Source organism: Carnobacterium sp. ISL-102, from assembly GCF_018612935.1.
Taxonomy (GTDB): Bacteria; Bacillota; Bacilli; order Lactobacillales; family Carnobacteriaceae; genus Carnobacterium_B; species Carnobacterium_B alterfunditum.
The window spans coordinates 20062-42429 of record NZ_JAGGRF010000001.1 but is presented as its reverse complement, the minus strand read 5'-3'; the positions used below and the strand labels follow the sequence as shown (position 1 = coordinate 42429).

Here is a 22368-nt window from a genome sequence, read left to right as displayed (position 1 = left end):
AGACGAGGGGTAAATATGACGATAAATCAATTGATCAGTATAACTGAAAGCGAAATGACCGCTCAATTTAAAATGAGCGGTGATCTATTTGAATTAAATTCAAACGGGACCATGTTGAACCAGCTAAATCTTGGAGCTATCGATTCCTCCATTATGAATCTTTATCTGCGAAAATTTGAAGCAGGTAAAGTTTCTTACACGCCATTGATCGGACTGCAATCGACCAGTAAGTTCGCTCAATCTAAAAATAAGTTTCGTTGGACGGGCGTATGGGAAGACATTGCATATAGCGTCACATTCTTGTTAACGAATCAGGCCTGGTTTTGGAATGTTGAAGTAGAGGGACAAGACGTCACCATCGATATTGTCTATGGTCAAGATATTGGTCTAGCAGACAAAGGGACGGTCCAGTCAAATGAATCTTACAACTCCCAGTACCTGGATCACGTGGTAGTCGAAACAGAAGCGAATGGATACACTATTTGCAGCCGCCAGAATCAACCGCAAAGCAAGGGGAATCATCCGTATTTGCAACAAGGCGCATTGAGTAAAACAGTAGGGTATTCAACAGATGGTTTCCAATTTTTTGGAAAAAGTTATAAAAAGACCAATGAACCAGCTGTATTGACCCAAGACCATTTAGAAAATGAAATCTATCAATATGAAATGGCCTATAGCGCGTTACAATCTGAACAAATAGCATTAAACGGCAAGTACACCATAGTGTTTTATGGCTATACAGCCTTTGATCATCCAGAAGCCATCACAAAACCAGTCGCATTAAAAACGATCCAGCAACTTTGGGAAGAGACGATCCAAACAAAGGATGCATTTACAGATGTTGCGATGGTGAAAAAAGCGGCTGTGATCGGTGAGTCTTTAAAAACACAAACTTTCACCAAAACAGAAGTTGAAAGCTATTTTCCAAAACGAGTGGAAGAAGAATACGAAGGGGAAACCTTGTTATCTTTTTTCACTGCTAAGAAAGCCCATGTCGTGTTACAAGAAAAAGAACAGTTAATGGAACGACCTCATGGACATATTTTGTTGAGTGGTGCTCAACTGACCATCGATGAAACGATTTTGACAACCACCGCTTATATGTATGGTATTTTTAATTCGCAGGTGGTTATGGGAAATACATCGAACAATAAATTTATCAGCAATGTGCGGAATGACTTGAATATTCCTAAAACGGCTGGACAAAGGCTGTATGTCGAATTAGATGGAATCTATCATCTTCTAACGATGCCAAGTGCATTTGAAATGGGATTTAATTATGCGATATGGTATTATAAAATACAAGATGATGTGTTAAAAATCAAAAATTATACGACGATCGATGGGCCTGAACTCTTTCTAGAAGTAGAGAGCGAAAACAACAAAACGTATCGTTTTGTTGTGACCAACCAAGTGATCATGAATGAAATCGAAAATAGAGTGCCTTATTCACTGTCTAAACAAAAAAATCAACTTGAATTTCGTTCAGAAAAGGAATCGACCATGTTCGATTTTTATCCAGAACTAAGCTATACAATGACGATTGATGGTGCAGACTTCGCTCTTACCGATGAACAGTTTTTCTTAGAGAACAGTTCTTCTTCAGATAGTCCGCTAGTGGTATTGAAAATGGCTAAAACAGACCATTTCACAATCGCTATCCAAGGCCATTTAGAGGATGAGAAAAGCGCATTTGTGAAGCGCTCATTTCCTGATGAAGTCAAAAAATACAATCGCCATTTTAAACAAGTGATGAATGGGTTCGCATTATCGATCGATTCTAAAAACGACAAGTCATTAGACCGGGTGAATCTACTTGCTTGGTGGTACACCCACAATATGCTGGTCCACTACTTGATGCCTCATGGATTAGAGCAATATGGTGGAGCAGCTTGGGGTACGAGAGATGTGATGCAAGGCCCGACAGAATATTTCATGGCAACACAAAATTATAGCAGCATCAAAGCAATATTGCGGGTCGTGTTTGCGAACCAATTTGCGGATGATGGAAACTGGCCGCAATGGTTTATGTTTGATCGGTACACCCATTTGAAAGCTAAAGAAAGTCATGGTGATGTCATTGTCTGGCCGCTTAAAGTGATAGGCGATTATCTAAAGGCTTCAAATGATCATGCATTTTTAGACGAAGCGATCGTTTATACAGACCGCGAAACATGTGATAAGACCGAGCAGGCTGCTACGGTATTTGAACATATCGTTAAAGCTATCGATTATATTAAACAGCATTTATTAGAGGGCACGAATCTACCTGGTTACGGTGATGGCGATTGGGACGACACCTTGCAACCATACGACTCTCGTTTGAAGAGTCATATGGCAAGCAGCTGGACAGTAGCCTTGATGTATCAATCATTAAAGCAATTAGCAACTGTTCTAAATTCATACGATCCAGTATTTTCTAATAAACTGAAAGAGATGTATCAAAATCTTGAAGCAGATTATAAAAAATATATGCTTTCAACGGATGTGATCCCGGGTTTTGTATTTATGGAAGAACCGGATAAAGTCGAACTGATGATCCATCCAACGGACACCCGAACCGGTATTGCTTATCGATTGTTGCCTATGCAGCAATCGATGATCGCTGAACTGTTCAGCCCAGAAGAGGCAGAACAGCATTATCAAGTGATCAAAAATGAATTGAGCCACCCAGATGGTGTACGTCTTATGAGTGAACCTGCACGCTATGATGGAGGGGTCAGTACCTATTTCAAACGGGCCGAACAAGCGGCAAACTTTGGCCGTGAAGTAGGGCTGCAATATGTGCATGCTCACATCCGGTTTGCTGAAGCTATGGCTAAAATCGGCAAACGAGATGAAGCATGGCACGCATTAGAGATCGTGAACCCAATCAATATCAAAACCGTTGTTCCTAATGCACAACGACGTCAAAGCAATGCTTATTTCAGTAGTTCAGATGGAGCTTTCAAGACGCGGTATGAAGCGGCTGAAAACTTTAGTAAGCTAAAAGATGGGACGGTAGATGTTAAGGGCGGTTGGCGTATTTATTCAAGCGGCCCGGGGATCTACATGAATCAATTGATCACAAATATTCTAGGGATCCGTGCAACGGCAACTGAACTGACCATCGATCCTGTGCTGCCTGATTCATTAAACGGCTTAGTATTTGAGTTTGAACTTTATAATAAACCGATAAAATTTTATTATCACCTAAATAGTGAAGAGCCGCATTTAGAAATCAATCAAGAAAAAGTTGCAAAAGTTGATCACTCAAATCGGTACCGTTCTGGAGGATTTATCGTTTTGAAAGCCGAAGTTGAAAAACGGTTGAAAGCCGAGAATAACCGGATCGATATTTACCTTTGATAAAAGATGAAGTCGTTTTTTAATGAACTAATTGATTTTATTAAAAAATGAAGGTTAGAGAGTTGGAAAATAAAATGGTAGGAATAAAGGATATCGCAAAAGAAGCACATGTTTCCATCTCGACCGTATCATATGCTTTAAATGGGAGTACTAAGGTAACCGAAGAAACACGTGCAAGAATCGTGAAAATTGCGGATGACTTAAATTACATTCCAAATAGAGCTGGTCGAAATCTTCGTAAAAAAGAGACGAACATCATTGGAGTTTACCTAGCGACATATGGGGGTACTTTTTATGGTGACTTACTGGAAGGAATCATGGGTACCGCAAAAGAAAATAACTATGACATGATCGTTTGCTCAGGAGGTCGTTCGCATTTGTTTCTACCAGAACGAATGATCGATGGTGCGATCATCCTAGATGCTGGTTTTTCAGATAATGAGCTGATCGATTACGCTGATCGAGGACATAAGATCGTGGTAATGGATCGTAAAATCGAACATGAAAATATCCGCAGAATATTGGTCGATAATCGACTTGGAGCTGAAACGGCAATTGAAGCTCTTTTGGAAAAGCCGGTATTTTTAGTCTATTTGATCACTGGTCCACCTGATTCATTTGATAGCCGTGAGCGTTTGAAAGCTGCAATCGAGAAGTTGACTGAAAATGACCAGTCCTATGAAGTTATCGAAGGTGATTTTTCAGAAGCATCCGGACAAAAAATTGGGAAAATGATCCATGAAAAATGGACTGAAACGGTTGCTGTATTTTCTTTTAATGATGAGATGGCTATTGGAATGTATAATTACTTTAAGAATACTGAGTTGAAAATTGGAAAAGATATCCGGGTAATTGGTTTCGACAACTTACTAGTCAGCAATTACATGGAACCAAGATTAGCAAGTATCGCGTATTCTAAGCACAAATGGGGTTCTATTGCGGCTCAATCATTGATCGATCTGATCAAAGAAGAACCAGTCGAAAACAAAGTGCTTAAAACAACGTTGGTGAAGAGCCAATCTTACTAAACTGTTGGGGGGAATAATGATGAGTGTTATTTCTGGTCAAATCAATTCTTCAGAACTAGGCTTCACGATTTCGTATAAAGCTATTTTGCCTGAGGAGCAAACAGGACCATATCCTGTTTTGTATCTATTGCATGGATCATCAGACGATGATTCCAGTTGGCTTTATAATTCATCGTTAGTGCGCTATGCCGCGCAGTACAATATAGCCATTTTTATGCCGCAAGTTCATTTAAGTTACTATACAGATATGCATATGGGGGCTAATTATTGGAGCTTCTTAACGAAAGAGTTCCCTCAAAAAATGAAAAATGTATTTAATATTTCTCACAAACGCGAGGAGACATTTGTTGCAGGTTTATCGATGGGTGGGTATGGAGCATTGAAGTGGGGACTGTCTCATCCAGACCAAGTAGCAGGTGTTGCTGCTTTGTCAGCTGCTGTAGATCCTTATCGAATATGGCAAGAGGATCCAGACAGAGATAAGCTTTTCACAGCCATATTTGAATCAAAAGAGTCCTTAAAAGGGTCAGAAAATGACTTGTATGCATTGCTAGAACAATTAAAAGAGAAAACAGTTCAACCATCATTTTTACAAATTTGCGGTATGGAAGATTTCCTTTATGCAGATAATTTGAAATTTAAAAAGCATCTTCAAACGATAGCTAGTGATTATACGTATCTTGAAAATCCAGGAGACCATGATTGGGCATTCTGGGATCAAGAAATACAAGTGGTATTAAAATGGATCCAAAAAAATATCCATAAAAAAAGAAGTTGAGTTGAATAATATGGACCCTATAAAGTGAACTCTAAAAAAGAGACCTTTATAGAGTCTATTTTTATATGCTATTCTCAACTTTTTTCGTTCTACGTCAAATGGTGGGGATGCTTCAAAAAAATTTCTTCTGGAATAGTTTGTAGTGTGTGTTTTAAAACTATCTTGTTAAGAGGCGAGTATCTGCAACGAGCGTTAGTTCGATTAACTCAAGGTCGATTTTTCATTTGAGTAGCCGCAACGAGCGTTAGTTCGATTAACTCAAAGTTGATTTTCATTTGAGTATCTGCAACGAGCGTTAGTTCGATTAACTCAAAGTTGATTTTAATTTGAGTAGCCGTAACGAGCGCTAGTTCGATTAACTGAGAGTCGATTTTAATTTGAGTAGCCGTAACGAGCGCTAGTTCGATTAACTGAGAGTCGATTTTTTATTTGAGTAGCCGTAACAAGCGTTAATTAGAGTAACTGAGAGTCGATTTTTCATTTGAGTAGCCGCAACGAGCGCTAGTTCGAGTAACTCAAGGTCGATTTTCATTTGAGTATCTGCAACGAGCGTTAGTTCGAGTAACTGAGAGTCGATTTTTTATTTGAGTAGCCGTAACAAGCGCTAGTTCGAGTAACTGAGAGTCGATTTTTTATTTGAGTAGCCGCAACGAGCGTTAGTTCGAGTAACTGAGAGTCGATTTTTCATTTGAGTAGCCGCAACGAGCGCTAGTTCGAGTAACTGAGAGTCGATTTTTTATTTGAGTATCTGCAACAAGTGCTAGTTCGAGTAACTGAGATTCGATTTTTTATTTGGGTAGCCGTAACGAGCGTTAATTAGAGTAACTTCAAAATAGAGGATTTATTTATTTAATTCCATGATTCATTAAATCGCTCTGGTTGTTCAGTAGTCATTTTAATCACCCCTATTTTCCCCAGTTAGCCCAAAAATCGAAACCCTTTTATTAGTTTTCAAACATATCCTAGTTATTTTCAAATAAATTTTAGGTGAGAAATTTAATGAATTTATCAACTCTAAAAAGTATAGACCCTTTTCTTTTAGGTGGTTCATATTCCTATCACCCATAAATGAGTTTTATTTGAATCGCCCAGGTCTTATCGGTATACTAGAAAAATCAGATCAAACACAAATGAAAAGATTAAACTAGATGCCGGATATAGGGGATATGTAAAATGAATGGTAAAAATAAAAAATTAGCAAAAGGATGGTCTTGGTTACTCGTGTTGTTATGGATGACTTTGATTTTTTATTTCTCACAGCAAGTTCAACAACAATCCTGGAATTTGAGTTATACCGTTTTAGGAATCAGTATCCAAGCGATAAAAATCAGTCAAGTGATCATCATGATCGGTTTAGCAGGATTTGTAATCATAAAATTAAAAAAACGCGGCGTGACCATTGGGATAAAAGAATTCATGCTTATTCTTATCACAGCTTATCTGCTTTATCTATTATCGATTGGGGTACGGCAAGCATTAGTTCCGCCAGATTTACATCATTTTATCCGAAAAAATGCTCATTTCTTTATTTATCTCATTTTAGGTGTTTTAGTGAAATACGCCTTGAAAAGTAGTGGTATCAAGGGAGTCAAAGCGATAGGGATCGGGTTGCTGATTTGTATTGGGTATGCTTTTTCAGATGAGACCCATCAATTATTGGTTCCGGGAAGAGGCGGCCAATTAAGTGATGTGGTTATTGACAGTTGGGGCGCGGGGTTAGGTATAGCTTTACACACCTTATCAGTCAAATTGTTGTCGCTAAGAGCAAAAAATAAACTGCTAGAAACAAATTGAAAGATGAATCAATCGTAAGAAAGAAGCTGTGCAAAAATCGCACAGCTTCTTTTTTTACGTTGCCTGATAAAAATAGTGGTATAACAAACTAAATTTTTTGATGTTAATAGATTCGTTTGACTACTCAATTGAAATTTCAGGCGGAATAGGGTTGCTTGTAGCCATGTAAAGAATTCAATGCGAATTACAAAGCTTTAACGCTTTAGCGATTAAGCTTTATTTGAGGCTTGAAAGCCTGGAAGACCAAAGGCTTCAGGCGCTTCCATGGCTCTCCACAAGCAAACCCGTTATTCCACAAGAAATTTCTTTTAGAACACCAACACACTTAATTAAACAATCAATTATGAGACTGTTAATAATTTATTGCAAATGACCGATCTGGTTCCAAGCAGTCAAGGTGAATTTCCCATCAGCGTAACCTAGTTCAGAAATACTCGTATTTGCTAGAGGTTCTTGGGAACGAAGATCTTTCAGATCCATTCCGATCAGTGATAAAAGCGTCATTGTCCAGATGATGCTGTGTCCAACAAACAATAAATCAGTATCAGGAAATTGTTCAATAGCGCGATGGATCGCTTCGCTTCCTCGAGCAATCAACTCTGGGTACGTTTCTCCATCAAAGTCACTAGGATCATACCGATCTGGCCGATTACGCAAATTATAAAATGAGTCAGGTGATGTTTCACGCCAATCAGTCGTAAAGGTTCCTTCCCGTGAGCCATAGCCAAATTCCTTGATATCATCTGTGTAATGCATAGTGAATGCTTGATCAAATTGTGAAGTGATCAGACGAGCGGTTTCGACCGCCCGTTCTTGAGGGCTAGCGAAAATATGTTCAAATCCATGATCGTTAAAATGCTGGCCCGTTTTCTTAGCATCTTCTAAACTTTGCGGCAATAAGGGAGAATCAATACTCCCACCCTGGATCCGAGCCGCTAAATTGTATTCGGTCATTCCATGACGGATAAAAAATAGTCGTTGCATAATCGTCCTCCTATGTTGAAATATAATTTCAGTTTAACATAAACGAGTTGCTAAAAAAAGAAAGGATAAAAACAATTATTCAAGCATAAATTAAAAAAATAACCTGTGAAATGGAACTCGAATGTAAAGGTATACATTCCGTTAATCAGATATTGTATGGGTTAAAAGGTGTTTTAATGCTAGGTGGTCTAATTTTATGAAAATGAGGAAAAGTTATTGAAATTTTATTTTAAAATGTTATGATTGATTCAGTTAGTAAAACGATTTCAAAGGAGTGGTGCAATGTTTGGTGTATCTGTCTTTCTTGGAGATGAGTTAACCATTGAGACAAAAGACTATCTGCAAGCGATGAAAGACAGCGGTTTTGAAGGTGTATTTTCATCGTTGCATATTCCAGAAGAAGATACGTCTCAATACGTAAAACGGTTAAAGACTTTAGGGCAATGGACTAAAGCATTAGGCATGCGATTGATGGTCGATATTTCAGGGGAAGCCTTGAAGAAAATCGGTTTTTCATTTGACCGACCTGAGGAAATGTTGGCGATTGGGATCACAGGTTTAAGAATGGATTACGGCATCACGAACCAGATCAGTGCTCAGGTAAGCCGGTCAATGACGGTTGCTATTAATGCTAGTACGATCACTCAAGAAGATGTTGAAGAGTTGAAGAAATATAACGCAGATTTTGATAAAATGGAAGTGTGGCATAATTATTATCCGCGTCCAGAAACGGGCTTAGAAAAAAGGCTGTTTATCCGTAAAAATCAATGGTTAAAAGCACTAGGATTCAATGTGATGGCATTTGTCCCAGGAAATGAAAAGTTGAGAGGGCCGTTGTTTTGCCAGTTGCCAACGTTAGAAAAGCATCGCGGAATGCATCCTTTAGCTAGTACGATCGAGTTGTTAGAAGAATGTGCAGTCAATGATATTTATATTGGCGATCCCACAATCGATGAAAGAACAAAACAGCAATTTTTTTATTATATTAAAAAGAAAACGCTATTATTCGCAATTAAAGAAGTCCCTGAAACAAACCATTTATCCGTCATTGTTGGAAAGCATCAAAATCGTTGGGATGCAGCAAGAGATGTGATTCGAAGTGCCGATGCGCGCTTTAGAACTATTGCGACAATTGAACCACAACACACGGATGATCGAGTAAAAGGAAGCATCACACTAGATAACAAATTATATGGACGATATATGGGAGAAATCCAGGTGGTCAAGCGACCATTATTCAACGATGAAAAGGTAAATATTGTGGCACACGTTATCCCAGAGGACATCCAATTAATCGACTGGTGCAAAGAAGGTCAATTATTTGAACTTCAACCGATACAAGACAATGAAAGAGGTTAAGGAAATGAATTTAGCTAAATTAACGACCGAAACAAGAAACACGCAAACAATGAATTTAGATGAGCTCTCAACAAGCGAAGTCATGACGTTAATGAACCAAGAAGATCAAAAAGTAGCTGTAGCTGTTGAAGAAGTATTGCCAATGATCACGAATGTAGTCGAAGCTATTACTGAATCATTCAGTCAAGGTGGGCGATTGATTTACATGGGTGCTGGGACAAGCGGAAGATTAGGCGTTTTAGATGCAGCTGAATGTGTGCCGACCTTTAGCGTAGATCCGAGCATGGTCCAAGGATTGATTGCTGGCGGAATGAAGGCAATGACGATTGCTGTTGAAGGAGCGGAAGATTCAAAAACACTTGGTGCAGAAGATCTGAAAGCTATCCAGTTAAATGATACAGACGTTGTCGTAGGGATTGCAGCAAGCGGACGTACACCATATGTAATCGGTGGATTAGAATACGCAGCTAGTGTCGGAGCAAAAACCGCTACGATTTCATGTAATAAGAATGCTGAAATCAGCCGATTTGCCCAAATGCCGATCGAAGTAGATGCCGGCCCTGAAATCTTAACGGGTTCTACAAGATTAAAAGCAGGTACAGCTCAAAAACTGATTTTAAATATGTTGTCAACAGGGGCAATGATCGGTTCTGGCAAAGTTTACCAAAACCTAATGGTAGATGTAAATCCGTCTAATAAAAAATTAGAAGAACGCTCAAAACGCATCATCATGCAAGCGACAGAATGTACGTATGAAAAAGCTGGCGAAGCATTTGAAGCAGCAGATCAGCAAGTGAAATTAGCCATCGTTATGATTCTAACGGACTCAGATAAAACAACAGCAGCACAAAAATTAACAACAGCTAAAGGGTTCATTCGCGAAACCTTAGCCTAAACTAGGAGGATAAAAAAATGGCCGAAACTAAAGAACAGCGTATAGCTAGACAGATTTATGAGCAAGTTGGGGGTATGGGGAACGTCGATTCAGTTATTCACTGCATGACACGCGTTCGGATGGATATCAAAGACAATGCTAAAGTGGATCTTGATGGACTGAAAAAAATTGACGGTGTGATGGGTATCGTAGAAGATGATACCTTGCAAGTGGTCGTTGGACCGGGGACTGTAAATAAAGTTGCGAATCAAATGGTCGCTATGGCGGGCGTTCGTTTAGGCGATAAAATCCCAGCTGGTAAATCAGCGGCAACTGTATCTGGCCGTTCTGAAGCCGAAAAAAAAGCTGCAGCAAATAAAGCTGAATTGAAAAAGAAAAACAATACACCATTTAAGCGTGTTTTAAAAGATATTGCAAATATTTTTGTTCCTTTGATTCCTGCATTTGTAGGAGCTGGAATCATCGGCGGGATCGCTTCTATTTTTGGTAATATGTTAGTTGCTGAAACCATCAGTGGAGCAAACTGGGAGAATAGTGTCGTTGTATTGAACATCATTAAAAACGGCTTATTCTTATACTTGAATGTATACGTAGGGATCAATGCAGCCAAAGTATTTGGTGCCACAGAAGGTCTCGGTGGGGTCGTTGCTGGGATCATATACCTTCCAGGAATGAATATTGAAGCACCATTGACGAATATCTTTACGGGTGCACCGATGGCTGGAGGACAAGGTGGGATCATCGGCGTTATCTTTGCTGTATACCTCTTATCACTAGTAGAAAAAAGTTTACGCAAAATTGTTCCAGATTCAATCGATATTATTGTAACACCGACCGTCTCTCTATTAGTGATTGGATTAGTCACAATATTCTTGATCATGCCAGTCGCAGGTGCTGTTTCAACTAGTTTAGTTGGAGCAATCACTTGGGTATTAAATGTAGGTGGAGCATTTGCCGGATTTGTTTTAGGCACATTGTTCTTACCGATGGTTATGTTCGGTTTACACCAAATTTTAACACCAATCCATATCGAAATGATTGCTTCTCAAGGCACGACACTGTTATTGCCAATATTAGCAATGGCTGGTGCTGGATAAGTGGGAGCTTCGATCGCTCTTTGGGTAAAATGTCGTAAAAACAAACAATTAACAAATATGATCAAAGGGTCATTACCAGTTGGTATTTTAGGCATTGGCGAACCACTGATCTATGCTGTCACACTGCCTTTAGGTCGTCCATTCATTACGGCTTGTATCGGCGGAGGTATCGGTGGAGCTGTCATTGGATTATTTGGCGGCAACGGTGCAACTGCAATTGGGCCAAGCGGAGTAGCTTTGATCCCGTTGATTGCAAATGGTCAATGGTGGGGTTACGTTGTCGGATTATTAGCAGCTTATGCTGGAGGATTCGTAGCAACTTACCTATTTGGTGTTCCAAAAGCAGCAATGGAACCAACTGAATTAGTAACCTATGATGAAGAAGAAGAGTTTGTAACAGAAAGTATTGTTGGCTAATTAGAGGTATAAATTGTAAACTAGCAATATGGCGATAACATTTGAAGGGGCATGTGAGTCTAACGATTCGCATGTTTTTTTAACCTAAAATTAAATAAAAGTTTGTTCTTTAAAAAATACGGAGGTTGCAGGTTATGCAAAATAATGTCTTATTAACTATCAGAGAAAAAATAATTGCCTTGCCGCAATCGGAAAAAAAGATTGCTGAAACGATCCTTAAAGACCCAGTATCAGTTATTAAAATGAGCGCTACTGACTTGGCAGCTGAAGCGGGATCCAGTTCGGCAGCTGTGATTCGCTTTTGCCGGTCGATCGGAGTAAAAGGCTTTACCGAATTAAAGCTGCAATTATCGGCCGATTCGCAAGGTATCAAAGATAATTTGTACACCGATATTCAATCAGACGAAAGCTTGGATCAAGTTAAAAAGAAATTGCTGATCAACACCAATCACTTGTTTAATGAAACCAATAATGTACTGAGTACAAAACAAATCGAGCGCACAACGAAACTGTTATACGAAAGTTCAGTGATCTATTTATATGGTCTAGGTGCATCGCACATTGTTGCTTCAGATATCCAGCAAAAGTTTAGCCGGATGGGAAAAATAATTATTTGTTCTCTTGATCAACATTTTTTAGTCACCTCAATGGCCGTTGCTTCGGAGGGTGCGGTATTTTTTGGTGTTTCAAATAGTGGTGAAAAGAAAGAAGTGTTAGCCTTAATGACCATCGCAAAAGAGCTGGGTTTAAAAACAGTGTCGCTTACAAGCAATACAGAAAATACGTTGAGTCTTGAAGCGGATATTGCTTTGAAAACAGCTTTTGCTCATGAAGCTCCATTAAGAAGCGGTGCGACAATTTCATTGTTGACCCAAATGTATGCTGTCGATATTTTATTTTATGATTATGCTTCTAAATATTATGAGTTGAGTGTAACTAATTTAGAAAAATCAAAGGCAGCTATCCAACGCTACAATCAAAATTTCGACACAAAAATGTGAGGTATAATAGAATGGAAATCGGCTGTTCATAGTCTGATTTTTATTCTATTTTTCAATTCATTTGAGTGAAGATGCGGAACAAACCTACAGATTTCTCTAAATTAGTGTTATGATAAAGGTAAATCATTCGTCTGGTAATTAAGGCAGTCTAGGAGTTGACTTGGAGTGAAAAAGCGAATAATTTCAACTTATTTCAGTGTTTATATAAATGAAAAAGAAGTCGTTCTGCACTATGCAAACTCGAAAGAGTTGGCTCAAGAATTCCAATTTAAACTAGAAGAGGATGCTCAACAATTTTATCAAGCTTGTTTAGCTATTGAAAAATCGATTGAAAATTTATCCGGTCCTAAAAAAGAAGTGATCCATAATCAATGGGTCAAACAAACGTTGAATGGTGTAGACTATGAATACGTAGAATATTAATAAAGAAGCGTCAACTATTAATAACGAATTGGTAATTGGAGGAGAACAAAATTGATCAAGTTAATTGCAATCGATATGGACGGAACACTATTAAATGAACATCACCTAGTGACTAATAAGGTGAAAAAAGCTATCAAAGAGGCCAGTGATGCGGGTATTAAAATTGTTTTATGTACGGGAAGACCTGTGCAAGCCGTTTATGAATACCTTAAAGAATTAGAGATGCCTCAAGATGAAGAAGATTACGTTATTTCGTTAAATGGTACGGTCGTTCAAAAAACGACGACATGGGAAATTGTGTATTCACACGAATTAGACCACAACCATTTGGTAGCTGCTGAGCAATTAAGTAAATCATTTGAAATGAATTTCACCTATTTTGATGAAAATAATTACTATTATACGGGTGAACCGACTGAAATGATGCACTATGATGTTGATTTATTGGGTATGGAAGCTAAGCATCTACCAATCAAAGAGATCCCTAAAGAAATGAAAGTTTTTAAGGCTATGTATGTGGCTGAAGCAACAGAACTCGATCGTTTAGCTGCTTCATTGCCGTCCTTTATTTCTGAAAATTTTTATCCAATCAGAAGCTTATCTTACGTTTTAGAGTTATTGCCTCAAAAAGCCAATAAAGGCGAAGCATTAACGGGATTAGCTAAAAAATTAGGTTTTTCGATGGATGAAGTGATGGCTATAGGTGATGGAGAAAATGATTTGGATATGATGAAAGTGGCTGGTACAAGTATAGCTATGGGAAATGCGGTAGATTCAATCATGCAAACAGCGACACATGTAACCAGATCAAATCAAGAAGATGGAGTTGCACATGCTATTTATGAATGGGCACTAAAAAGGTAATTATCAGTTTTAGTATCGTAGGAATTAGTTCAATAATATAAATTAAAATAAAGCTATTTGAAGGATTTCCTTCAGATAGCTTTATTTTTTAGAACTGAAGTCCATCAGCGGAAGTTTGGTCTATGATCAATACATTTATAACATTAAAAGCATGTAGACAAGCATTGTTAATAGGCGTGTTCATATTCTTGTCACAAAATAATAACGAAAGATTTTTTATAATGGAGAATAGTAGCTCACTCAAATATTAATTGCTATACTCTGAGTATCCATTAGTATAGCAGAATTAAATAATCTGCTTTCATTTGGCACTTATTTTCCTCTTAAAAGCAAGACCCTCAGTTTTATCCTTGGTCATCCTGACCGCCTTTCAAACCTTTAGTATAGCATTCTTCAAGTAGAGTATTTTGACCTTTTTATTTCATGTGTCCATTTTTTAACCCGTGCACAGTAACCAACAGTCTATTATCTTTTATTCACCTACTTTTCTTGATCCATTTGTTACATTTAGCCGTAAATCACCTTAGAAAAAAATGATTTACGTAAGTCTATTTGAGTTACCTTTTTATAGAAATCTATTAAAAATATGAAGGAGAATGCCTTATGGAAATTAATTTCACTGAACCTTATGGAAGGTTATACGAAACAATAGAAGATGGAGAATTGGTTATTTTTGACTTCGAGAACGAGTATGGAAAAGTAAAAAATATGTTTATTAAAAGAAAAATACCATTTGATTTAGAAGACAAGGTGTTTTTTGATATCGTGACACCCTACGGATATGGCGGACCAGTCATTCAAGAAACGATAAATGAAGAAAAATTACTTGCAGGATATTTTGAGGCGTTTTCCGATTATTGTCAAAAGAATAATATCATTACTGAATTTATTCGATTTGATCTATTTGAAAATATACAAGTAAAGGATCAATTTTATGGGGATGTATCTTTGATTGGGAATACGATCGTTAGAGACTTGAATTTACCCGTAAAAGAAGATGTTCGAAAAAAAATATTTCAAAATGCTAGGGCAGCTGAAGTAAAGGGTGTCAAAATGAGTACAGATCAGACTGGAGAGCGCATTGATGAGTTTCTGGAAATGTATTATTCAACAATGGACCGCAATAAGGCTGATGATTATTATTATTTTAAAAAATCTTTTTTTGAACAAATCCATGAAACAATGAAAGACCAGTTTTTATATGTCTTTGCTACTTTGGAGGGGAAAGTTATTTCAGCAGCCTTAATTTTAATTGGTGAGGAAAGAGCATTCTCTTTTTTAGGTGGTACACTTGAAGAATATTACAAGTATGATCCAGAAGCCTCTATGGAATTAATGATTATTCAATGGTTGAAAGATAAAGGATTAACAAAATATATTCTAGGTGGAGGACATAAAGGAGAAGACGGGATATACTTTCATAAAAAAGGTTTGGCAAGAAATGGCGACCATCCGTTCTATGTAGGCAAAAAAGTACATGACCCGGTTATTTATGAAAAATTGATTGAACTCCGCAAAACAGTTGGTGATTTTGATATGGAAACTTCCTTTTTTCCAAAGTACAGAACTTAAAAAAAAAGGATTTTAACTTTATCCGTTTAAATCAAGGAGTTGCAGGAAAGATTGGAAAGCAGGAGGGAATCAAATGCTGACAGTATGAACTGTGATTAATATTACGAGTTCAGCTTTTACCAGACTACTGTATTCAAATCATTTACTGACACTTTGTTATTAACTATTCTTTTATAATTTTTGTTTAATCGATTTAACTCAAATGCGTAGATCCTTTTTCCTGGTTACGTAAAATCAAAAAAACTAATAATTTCACAAATATGTACAACTATAAAAGCCTATATGTAGGCATTTTCAATAGAGTTGTACATATTCTTGTCACAAACCAATAACAAAAGGTTTTTTTTAATGTGAAATGTTAGCCCTCTCAAATATTAATTGCTATACTTTGGTTATTAATTAAGACAGCAGAGTTTATTGATCGATCTGCTTTCACTCAGTACTTATTTTCCTCCTAAAAGCAAGACCCCAGTTTTATCCTTGGTCATCCTGACCGCCTTTCAAACCTTTAGTTTAGCTTTTTTAAGTGGTAAATCCTGATCCCTATTTAATTCACCCATTTTTACCCCACGCACCGAAATCATCAGTCCATAATGTTTATTTACCTAATCTTATCTATTCATTTTTTTATTCAAGCCGTAAGTTAGTTTTAGAAAAAAATAATTAATATAGGTTTATTTAAGCTACTTTTTTATAGAGAATTATTAAAAATATGAAGGAGAATGCTGTATGGAAATTAATTTCACCGAACCTTATGGTAGATTATATGAAACAATAGAAGATGGAGAATTAAAAATTTTTAACTTTAAAAATGAATATGGAAAAGTAAAAAATATGTTCATTAAAAGGAAAATACCATTCAATTTAGAAAATAAAGTGTTATTTGATATCGTAACACCTTATGGATATGGCGGACCGGTCATTCAAGAGACGACGAATAAAGAAAAATTATTGGAAGGATATTTCGAAGCTTTTTCTGATTATTGTCAAACAAATGATATTGTTACTGAATTTATTCGATTTGATCTATTCGAAAATACACAAGTAAGAGATCAGTTTTATGGGGATGTAACATTAGTTGGAAATGCCGTTGTGAGAGACTTAAATTTATCTATTGAAAAAGATATTCGGAAGAAAATCTTACAAGATGCCAGGAAGGCTGAATCAGAAGGTGTGGAAATTAGTATAGACCAAACTGGAGAGCGTATTGATAATTTTTTGAAAGTTTACTATTCAACGATGGATCGCAATAAAGCGGATGATTACTATTATTTTGACAAGGCTTTTTTTGAACAAATTCACGAAACAATGAAAAATCAATTTTTATATGTGTTTGCTACTTTAGACGGAAAGATTATTTCAGCAGCCTTAGTTTTAAGTGGTGAGAAAAGATCTTTTAGTTTTTTGGCAGGAACACTTGAAGAGTATTATAATTATCATCCAGAGGCTTTAGTGGAATTAACGATTATCCAGCGGTTAAAAGAAAAAGGGTTAACGAAATATATTTTAGGTGGAGGACATGAAGGAGAAGACGGCATATACCATCATAAGAAAGGTTATGCGAGAAATGGGGATCATCCATTTTATGTGGGTAGAAAAGTACATGATCGAAATACTTATAATAAATTAATTGAACTCCGCAAGGCAATTGGTGATTTTGATATGGAGACCTCCTTTTTTCCGAAGTACAGAATTTGAAGATAAAAGAAAAGTAATTCACCCTAAACTCTATTCATATAGAAAATTTATTTAATCGATTTAAACCATCAGCAAACATTAAAGGGCTTACAATCGAACGTTCACATTGGGTTTGTTCATATTTTTTTCACAAACCGATAATGAAATATTTTTTGAAATTTGAATTGTTAGTCCTCTAAGATACTAATTGTTTATAATTTGGATAATAATTAGTGTAGTAGAATTTAATAACCGCTCTACATTTCACTTAGTACTTATTTCCCACCAGTTAAGCAAGATCTCCAGTTTTATCCTTGGTCGTTCTGACCGTCTTACACACTTTTAGTTTAGATTGATTTTTCAAGTAAAACATCAAGCCCCTCCTATTTATTCTACCTATTTTTACTTACCCCTCTTAATCATCATTTTCGTTTTTTTATCACCATATTTATCTTTATCAATTTTCAAACTAATCCGCAAATTATTTCAGGAAAAATAGTTTAACGCAGGTTTATTTGAGATACTTTTCTATAAGAAATTATTAAAAATGTGAAGGAGAATTTTATATGGAAATTAATTTTACCGAACCTTACGGAAGATTATACGAAACAATCGAAGATGGAGAATTAGAAATTTTCAATTTCGAAAATGAACATGGAAAAGTGAAAAATATGTTTATTAAAAGAAAAATACCATTAGATCTTGAAAATAAGGTATTTTTTGATATCGTAACACCTTATGGGTACGGCGGACCAGTTATCCAGGAAACGACAGACGAAGAAAAATTATTAGCAGGATACTTTGAAGCATTTTCAAATTATTGTCAAACAAATGATATCATCACTGAATTCATCCGATTTGACCTTTTTGAAAATACACAAGTAAGAGATAATTTTTATGGAGATGTAATGATGGTTGGTAAAAATATAGTAAGAGACCTGAATCTACCTACAACTAAAGATATTCGGACAAATATCTTGCGAAATGCGAAAACAGCTACACAAAATGGCATAAAAATTATTTTAGATGAAACAGGAGAATACATTGATGATTTTCTAGAAGTTTATTATTCAACAATGGAACGTACTGGGGCAGAAGAGTATTATTATTTTGATAAAACATTTTTTGAACAGATCCACGAAACAATGAAAGATCAATTCATCTATATCCATGCGATTAAGGATGAAAAAATTATTTCAACAGCCCTGGTGCTGCTGGGCAATAAAAGCTCCTTTGGATTTTTAGCAGGAACCCTTCGAGATTATTATGACTATCATCCAGAAGCCATAGTTCAATTAACGACTATTCAATGGTTAAAAGACAAAGGATTAACGAAATATATTTTAGGTGGAGGACATAAAGGAGAAGATAACATATACCTTCATAAAAAAGGGTACGCAAGAAATGGGGATCATCTATTTTATGTAGGAAAAAAAGTACATGATCCAATTATTTATGAAAAATTAATTGACCTCCGCAAGACATTTGGTAATTTCGATATAGAAACTTCCTTCTTTCCAAAGTACAGAACTTAAAGAAAATGTAAGGCTAGCTTTATACGGGTACATGAATAAATTGTATGAAAAGATTGATAAGTAGCAAGAAATCAGATTTTAGCATTTAAAAAAATTAACTTCCTTTTTATTATCAGCTATTCCCCTAACATACACCTCCAGTGCTTCGACCTCGTGATAATGCCTTAAATCTTATTATCTCACCATTAGAACGATCCCTCTGATTTATCCTCTAATAAATTTTTTATTAATAAACTTCCAATAGATTTTATTTCTGAACCTCTCTTTCTGAAATGCAAGTTACAGAAACGTAAAAATACAACGCGAGGAGAGAAGATTATGACAAGTTACTACTCAGTTAAGTCAGTTATCGAGTGGATTTTTGCAGGTACATTGTTCCTAATGGTTTCCCCTATCCTAATTGTTCTAGGAATCTTAATAAAAATAGAAGATCCTACAGGTCCTATTTTATTTATCCAAGAACGAGTAGGAAAAGATAGCGAGATTTTTAATATATATAAATTACGGAGTATGAAAAATCCAACACTCATAAACGGTAAAGAATTATCTTATGATGATCGGATGTTGAAAATCGGACAATTTATTCGGAAGCTAAGTCTCGATGAATTGCCCCAGCTCATTAATATCTTGAAAGGAGATATGAGTTTTATCGGACCTAGACCGTTGCTTGTCTGCTACTTGCCCTTCTACACCAAAACGGAATTACGTCGTCACAATGTGAAGCCGGGAATCAGCGGGTGGGCGCAAGTAAATGGTCGCAACCACTTAAGTTGGGAAGACCGATTTGCTTTAGATGTGGAATATGTTGAAAAATACTCATTTCTCTTTGATATAAAAATTGTCCTTATGACGATCCAAAAAGTATTGATGAAAGCAGACATCGTCGAAAATGAAGATAAGTATATCCTTGCTTTTGATGAGTACCGCAAAAAACAATGGGAACAAAAGAAGTCATTGGGTAATGTTACTCCATTATTTACTAAAATAGTTTCTTCGAAATCAATTTCAATAGCGATAAATAGAGAATTTAAGTCTAATGAATTAAAAAATAGTAATCGCTGATTCAAACGAAATTTGATGGGAATCAGCGATAGAAAGAAGGAAATTCAATGATGAACCAAGACCGAATCTTGTTATCTTCACCACATATGTCTGGAAATGAACAGAAATACATCAGGGAGGCATTTGATTCCAATTGGATCGCTCCTTTAGGTCCGAATGTCACTAATTTTGAACTTGAACTGGCTCAATATACAAATAAAAAAGGGGCTTCATTAACGAGTTCCGGGACGGCTGCTATTCACCTGGCTCTTGCCTGTTTGGGAGTAAAAAAAGGAGACAGCGTTTTCTGTTCAAGTTTTACTTTTATTGCAAGCGCCAATCCAGCACTATATTTAGGAGCTGAATTAACCTTTATTGATTCTGAACCTAGCAGTTGGAATATGTCGCCGCAAGCATTAGAAAGAGCATTGTTTGATGCAAGCAAAGAAAATAAGCTGCCAAAAGCGATCATTGTGGTAAATCTTTATGGACAAAGCGCAGATATGGATACCTTATTGAATATTGCCAATTTGTTCGGAGTTCCCATTATTGAAGATGCTGCAGAATCTTTAGGAGCAGAATACAAGAATAAAAAAAGTGGAACATTAGGAAAAATAGGAATTTTTTCATTTAATGGCAACAAGATCATTACTACTTCTGGCGGAGGAGCTATCGTTAGTGACGATGAAGAATTGTTGGATAAAGCATTCTTCTTGGCTACTCAAGCAAAAGATATAGCCCCTTATTATCAACATTCACTTGTTGGCTACAATTACCGTATGAGTAATGTACTAGCTGGAATTGGAAGAGCTCAATTGCAAGTCCTAGATAAGCGGGTTGAAAGAAGAAGAGAGATTTTTAGCAACTACCATAAAGAATTAGGTTCAATTGAGGAAGTTCATTTTATGCCTGAACTCAAAGAATCCAGATCTAACCGCTGGTTGACGACGTTCGTGATTGATCCATTTATGACAAAGGTTACCCCTTTTGAATTTATGGATAGAATGAACCAAACAAACATTGAAACTCGTCTTTTATGGAAACCTCTTCATCTGCAACCATTATTTAAACATAATAAATTTTATAAGCATAACGAAAGAACACCTGCCGTTTCTGAATTGCTGTTTGCAATGGGCATCTGTATTCCTTCCGGTTCTAATTTGACTGAAGAGAATCAATTTAGAGTTATTGAAGAGGTGAAAAAAATTCTCGCACCTGTTGATAAAGTACAGGTTTCGTTGAATAAAATACAAGTAGGTCAAGTTTGAAAATCAGATGAAGTAAATAAACGGTTTGGAGGATTCAATTATGGATAAAGTATTGATTTTGGCATCGATAGCTCCGATGATAGAAGGCTTCAATATACCGAATATCGATTTGTTACAAAAAGAAGGATATGAAGTCCATGTCTTAGCAAATTTTAAAGATGAAAATGTAGAAGCAAATGAGCGAAATAATCATTTTAGAAATCAATTAGAATTTAAGGGCGTACTGGTATTCGATGTACCTATTGATCGGAATCCTTTCAAAATGATAAATTACACAGCTTATAAAGAAATCAAGCAAATCATTGATCACGAAGACTATGCGTTTATTCATTGTCATTCACCAATTGGAGGAGTATTGGCCAGACTTGCAGCAAGAGAAGCGCGGAAAAAAAATACCAAAGTTGTGTATACAGCACACGGGTTCCACTTTTTTAAAGGGGCACCAATGAAAAATTGGCTGATTTATTATCCAATTGAAAAGTGGTTATCTAGATATACTGATTGTTTAATAACGATCAATGAAGAAGATTACCAAGCAACTCGAAATAAACATTTTAAAGCCAATAAGATTGAAAAAATCAATGGGGTTGGGATCAATGAAAATAAATTTAAGCCGATAGATACGGAATTGAAAAACCAGCGAAGAAGCTTACTGGGCTATAAAAAAGATGATTTTCTGTTGATTTATGTTGGAGAACTTAACAAAGGAAAAAATCAGCAATTAGCTATCAACATGATGAAGAAAGTTGTTCAAACAATACCACAGGCCAAATTATTATTGGTCGGAGATGGTATGTTAAGAGAAAGTTACATTCAACAAATTAAAAATTCTCATTTAGAAAAAAATGTGTTTTCGCTTGGGTTTAGGAATGACGTTGACCAACTGATGAGTATATCAGATATCGCTATTTCTGCTTCAAAACGAGAAGGGTTGCCGGTTAACCTCTTAGAGGCAATGGGAACTGGATTGCCAATTATCGCTACTGATTGCAGAGGAAATCGAGACCTTGTTCATCCTGGTGAAAATGGCTATCTAGTAGGGATAGAAGAAGAAGAGCGCTTGGCTGGTTATGTAGAGACACTTTACCATTCTAGTAGTCTAAGAGAAGCCTTCGGACTGAAAAGTTTAGAGAATCTCGAGAAATATTCTGTTCAGTCTATTATGAGCCGCATGACTCAAATTTATCAAAGCGTTAACTATCCTTCAGATCCATCGCTCATTGGCAATAAAAAAGCAGCGAAAGCTCTGATCAAATGAGCTCTATATGAAAAAAGAGCTTACTGGAG

At 36.4% G+C, this 22368-nt stretch carries 16 protein-coding genes and 1 pseudogene; 16 read left to right on the top strand and 1 reads right to left on the bottom strand.

Features of this window, described 5'->3' with window-relative positions; genetic code table 11:
• The first annotated feature begins 15 nt into the window (after positions 1 to 15).
• The 4 genes from J7E16_RS00180 (at position 16) to J7E16_RS00165 (ending at position 6948) form a co-directional block, all read left to right on the top strand.
• A complete protein-coding gene (locus J7E16_RS00180; RefSeq protein WP_214887320.1) occupies positions 16 to 3348 on the top strand; it encodes a GH36-type glycosyl hydrolase domain-containing protein in 3333 nt (1110 codons plus the stop codon).
• A gap of 74 nt (positions 3349 to 3422) precedes the next feature.
• On the top strand, positions 3423 to 4376 hold the full coding sequence (locus J7E16_RS00175) for a LacI family DNA-binding transcriptional regulator (protein WP_214887626.1): 954 nt from the start codon (positions 3423 to 3425) through the stop codon (positions 4374 to 4376).
• Between the two features lie 16 nt (positions 4377 to 4392).
• The gene (locus tag J7E16_RS00170) at positions 4393 to 5154 is read left to right on the top strand and encodes an alpha/beta hydrolase (RefSeq protein ID WP_251005989.1); all 762 of its coding nucleotides are present in this window, start codon (positions 4393 to 4395) and stop codon (positions 5152 to 5154) included.
• 1173 nt (positions 5155 to 6327) lie between these two features.
• Positions 6328 to 6948 carry a VanZ family protein gene (locus J7E16_RS00165; RefSeq protein WP_214887319.1) on the top strand — a complete coding sequence of 207 codons (621 nt, stop codon included), beginning with the start codon at positions 6328 to 6330 and terminating at the stop codon, positions 6946 to 6948.
• Positions 6949 to 7308: 360 nt separating this feature from the next.
• On the opposite strand, the gene J7E16_RS00160 is transcribed toward J7E16_RS00165, so the two are convergent.
• Entirely contained in the window at positions 7309 to 7932 is a 624-nt protein-coding gene (locus J7E16_RS00160) for a histidine phosphatase family protein (RefSeq protein WP_214887317.1), read from the bottom strand.
• A 282-nt stretch (positions 7933 to 8214) separates the two neighbouring features.
• Here J7E16_RS00160 and J7E16_RS00155 point away from each other — a divergent pair, with 282 nt between their 5' ends.
• The 12 genes and pseudogenes from J7E16_RS00155 to J7E16_RS00100 all read left to right on the top strand — a co-directional run bounded on the left by J7E16_RS00155 (position 8215) and on the right by J7E16_RS00100 (position 22339).
• Complete coding sequence (locus J7E16_RS00155) at positions 8215 to 9291, top strand: DUF871 domain-containing protein (RefSeq protein WP_214887315.1); 1077 nt, start codon at positions 8215 to 8217, stop codon at positions 9289 to 9291.
• 4 nt (positions 9292 to 9295) lie between these two features.
• Positions 9296 to 10186 carry an N-acetylmuramic acid 6-phosphate etherase gene (gene murQ / locus J7E16_RS00150; protein WP_214887313.1) on the top strand — a complete coding sequence of 297 codons (891 nt, stop codon included), beginning with the start codon at positions 9296 to 9298 and terminating at the stop codon, positions 10184 to 10186.
• A 17-nt stretch (positions 10187 to 10203) separates the two neighbouring features.
• Positions 10204 to 11700 (top strand): annotated as a pseudogene (locus tag J7E16_RS00145) (PTS transporter subunit EIIC).
• A gap of 134 nt (positions 11701 to 11834) precedes the next feature.
• Positions 11835 to 12701, top strand: a complete 867-nt coding sequence (locus J7E16_RS00140; RefSeq protein ID WP_214887311.1) for a MurR/RpiR family transcriptional regulator — start codon at positions 11835 to 11837, stop codon at positions 12699 to 12701.
• Between the two features lie 165 nt (positions 12702 to 12866).
• Positions 12867 to 13124, top strand: coding sequence for a hypothetical protein (locus tag J7E16_RS00135; RefSeq protein WP_214887309.1), 258 nt, complete (start codon positions 12867 to 12869; stop codon positions 13122 to 13124).
• 51 nt (positions 13125 to 13175) lie between these two features.
• Positions 13176 to 13988 (top strand): Cof-type HAD-IIB family hydrolase, encoded by an 813-nt coding sequence (locus J7E16_RS00130; protein ID WP_251005988.1) that lies wholly within the window; start codon positions 13176 to 13178, stop codon positions 13986 to 13988.
• A gap of 603 nt (positions 13989 to 14591) precedes the next feature.
• The gene (locus tag J7E16_RS00125; protein WP_214887307.1) at positions 14592 to 15560 is read left to right on the top strand and encodes a GNAT family N-acetyltransferase; all 969 of its coding nucleotides are present in this window, start codon (positions 14592 to 14594) and stop codon (positions 15558 to 15560) included.
• A gap of 729 nt (positions 15561 to 16289) precedes the next feature.
• On the top strand, positions 16290 to 17258 hold the full coding sequence (locus J7E16_RS00120) for a GNAT family N-acetyltransferase (RefSeq protein WP_214887305.1): 969 nt from the start codon (positions 16290 to 16292) through the stop codon (positions 17256 to 17258).
• 545 nt (positions 17259 to 17803) lie between these two features.
• Positions 17804 to 18772: a GNAT family N-acetyltransferase gene (locus J7E16_RS00115; protein ID WP_214887303.1), complete on the top strand. Its 969-nt coding sequence runs from the start codon at positions 17804 to 17806 to the stop codon at positions 18770 to 18772.
• 318 nt (positions 18773 to 19090) lie between these two features.
• Positions 19091 to 19834, top strand: a complete 744-nt coding sequence (locus J7E16_RS00110; protein WP_214887301.1) for a sugar transferase — start codon at positions 19091 to 19093, stop codon at positions 19832 to 19834.
• 47 nt (positions 19835 to 19881) lie between these two features.
• A complete protein-coding gene (locus J7E16_RS00105) occupies positions 19882 to 21081 on the top strand; it encodes a DegT/DnrJ/EryC1/StrS family aminotransferase (RefSeq protein WP_502756774.1) in 1200 nt (399 codons plus the stop codon).
• 40 nt (positions 21082 to 21121) lie between these two features.
• Positions 21122 to 22339, top strand: a complete 1218-nt coding sequence (locus J7E16_RS00100; protein ID WP_214887299.1) for a glycosyltransferase family 4 protein — start codon at positions 21122 to 21124, stop codon at positions 22337 to 22339.
• Positions 22340 to 22368 lie beyond the last annotated feature (29 nt).